Annotated in this window: 4 protein-coding genes and 1 pseudogene; all 5 read right to left on the reverse strand. The window is 32.7% G+C overall.

Translation table 11 applies throughout. The features are described from left to right. Window positions 1-106: 50S ribosomal protein L23 (gene rplW / locus ACRDDY_RS00540; protein ID WP_438563019.1), on the reverse strand; the 106-nt coding region annotated here is incomplete at its 3' end. Next, entirely contained in the window at window positions 106-726 is a 621-nt protein-coding gene (gene rplD / locus ACRDDY_RS00545) for a 50S ribosomal protein L4 (protein ID WP_438563016.1), read from the reverse strand. The genes rplW and rplD, both read right to left, overlap by 1 nt. Before the next feature lie 25 nt (window positions 727-751). After that, a complete protein-coding gene (rplC, locus tag ACRDDY_RS00550) occupies window positions 752-1,381 on the reverse strand; it encodes a 50S ribosomal protein L3 (protein WP_438563017.1) in 630 nt (209 codons plus the stop codon). A 74-nt stretch (window positions 1,382-1,455) separates the two neighbouring features. Continuing rightward, window positions 1,456-1,764, reverse strand: a complete 309-nt coding sequence (gene rpsJ, locus ACRDDY_RS00555) for a 30S ribosomal protein S10 (protein WP_438563018.1) — start codon at window positions 1,762-1,764, stop codon at window positions 1,456-1,458. Between the two features lie 675 nt (window positions 1,765-2,439). After that, window positions 2,440-2,663, reverse strand: a pseudogene (tuf, locus tag ACRDDY_RS00560) (elongation factor Tu); the annotation flags it as partial.

Genomic DNA, 2,663 nt, shown 5'->3' on the forward strand with positions numbered 1-2,663 from the left:
TAGCGTTGATGTGAACTATGAAAGTGTACTTATTTTCTGCCATTGCTGCCATACTTTTTTCAGTTATAACAGGCTTTCTTATTATATCATGGCTTGTTAACATCATTATGCGTACACCTCCTCAATTTTTGATACTGCATCTTTAGTCATAACTACTTTTTCAAACTTAAGTAAGTCATAAACGTTGATGTTATTTGCAGGCATAACTGCAACACCTTCAATGTTTCTAGCTGACTTGTAAACTAATTCATTTGATTCAGCTGTAATGATTAAAGTTTTCTTAGCTTCAATTGCATCTAAGAAATTCACAACATTTTTAGTTTTGATTACATCAAATGCTAAATCTTCAACAACAACCATTTGTCCGTCTTGAACTTTAGTTGATAAAGCTGAAAGCATTGCAACTCTCTTCATGCTTCTTGGTATTGCCATTCTGTAACTTCTTGGCTTTGGTGCGAATACTATACCACCTTTAATCCATTGTGGAGCTCTGATTGAACCTTGTCTTGCTCTACCAGTTCCTTTTTGTCTCCAAGGCTTAATTCCGCCTCCTCTAACTTCAGCTCTTGTTTTAGCTGATTGAGTTCCTTGTCTCTTGTTAGCTAATAATGCAACAACTACTTGGTGCATAGCTCTTTCATTTATTTCAAATCCGAATATCCCATCATTTAATTGGATATCTTCAATCTTTTTACCTTCTTTGTTAAATAATCCTACTGTAGGCATCCTGCTTCCTCCTTTCTTCTAGAAATTAAGCTCTTACTGTATTTCTTATTACTACTTTACCTTTGTTAGGTCCTGGGATTCCACCCTTAATTAGTATTAAGTTTTTATCAGCAATTACTTTTACTACTTCTAAGTTTAAAACAGTTTTGTTTTGTGCTCCCATGTGTCCTGGCATTTTCTTATTCTTAAATGTTTTTGAAGGATCAGAAGATGCTCCCATTGAACCTGGTGCTCTATGGAACTTAGAACCGTGTGACATTGGTCCTCTTTGTGCATTCCATCTTTTTATTGTACCTTGGAATCCCTTACCTTTAGAAACTCCTGATACGTCTACTTTGTCTCCTGCTACAAATATTTCAGCAGTGATTTCTTGACCTACTTCATATGAAGCTGCGTCTTCTAATCTTAATTCTTTAAGAGTTCTTCTTAATGAAACTCCTGCTTTAGCGAATTGTCCTTTTCTAGGTTTGTTAACTAATTTTTCTCTTATGTCTCCAAATCCTACTTGTATTGCATCATAACCATCTTTTTCAACAGTTTTCTTTTGAACAACAACACATGGACCAGCTTCAACTACAGTTACAGGAACAACTTTACCATTCTCATCGAATATTTGAGTCATACCTATTTTTTTACCTAATATAGCTTTTTTCATGTATTTACACCTCCCAAACTACTAGCGGATTGAATTCAATCATAATAGTTCAATGTCTTTTATTTTTCAGCTAATTAAAGCTTAATTTCGATATCTACACCAGCTGGTAGATTTAATCTCATTAAAGCATCAACAGTTTTTGGTGATGGATTAACGATATCTATAAGTCTCTTATGAGTTCTGATTTCGAACTGCTCTCTAGAGTCCTTATATTTGTGAACTGCTCTTAATATAGTAACAACGTCCTTTTCAGTTGGTAATGGAACTGGTCCAACAACCTTAGCACCTGTTGACTTTGCAGTTTCAACAATTCTTTCAGCAGATTGATCTAATATAGTGTGATCAAATGCTTTTAATCTAATTCTTATTTTTTGTTTTGACATCTCGGTTTCCCTCCTTTTCATGTACGCTTTACTTCTAACGCACAACAGCGGTTATTCTATAAACTGTTCCTGGTGTTTCGTAAATTTTACAAAACGAAATTTATATAGAATCCCTGTCGTCGGATTCTAGATCCAGACATACTCATCAAGAATTACCCGGAAGTCCGGCAACCTCTTGAATCTTCGCCGCATGCTATACAACTTCTATATTATACTATCTTTACAGAAGTATTTCAAGTCTTTTGAATAAATATTTTTTATCCAAATTCTTTTCGCTTTCTTTATTTTATATGTATTTATATAAAATATCAAGTCTTTTTTTACTTCATATTTTTTTTATTAAATCTCATCCATTTTAAGCATTTTTATTTTCAAACTTTTCTTCTTTTCTATAAATTACTCTTCTAAACATAAACTCAAATTTTATTTTTCTTATTTTTATGAACAGATATTTCTTTTACTTTGCCTCTATCACTTTCCAATTTTATTTCTTCGTAACATTTAAAATTCGTCAATGCTATAATAATATTGTTCTATTTATTTTATTTTATAAATGAAGCTAGATTCTTCCTTCTCTCTTTTCTATAATAATTTTTCTAACTCATATTATTTTGATTTACATAAAAAAAAGCTAGAGACGTCTCTCTAGCTTTTCAAATATTTATTCTATAGGAATTATGCTAAAACCTTAGTAACAACTCCTGAACCTACTGTTCTTCCACCTTCTCTGATAGCGAATCTTAATCCTTCGTCCATTGCGATTGGGTTAATTAATTCAACTTCCATATCGATGTGGTCTCCAGGCATAACCATTTCCATACCTTCTGGTAATTTGATTGATCCTGTAACGTCAGTTGTTCTGAAGTAGAATTGTGGTCTGTATCCATCAAAGAATGGAG

Source organism: Clostridium sp. (assembly GCF_051656525.1).
GTDB lineage: Bacteria > Bacillota > Clostridia > Clostridiales > Clostridiaceae > Clostridium.

Excerpts from the sequence above, each read along its gene's own strand:
- rplD (WP_438563016.1), bottom strand. The coding sequence starts at position 726 with ATGCCTACAGTAGGATTATTTAACAAAGAAGGTAAAAAGATTGAAGAT.
- rplC (WP_438563017.1), bottom strand. The coding sequence starts at position 1,381 with ATGAAAAAAGCTATATTAGGTAAAAAAATAGGTATGACTCAAATATTC.
- rpsJ (WP_438563018.1), bottom strand. The coding sequence starts at position 1,764 with ATGTCAAAACAAAAAATAAGAATTAGATTAAAAGCATTTGATCACACT.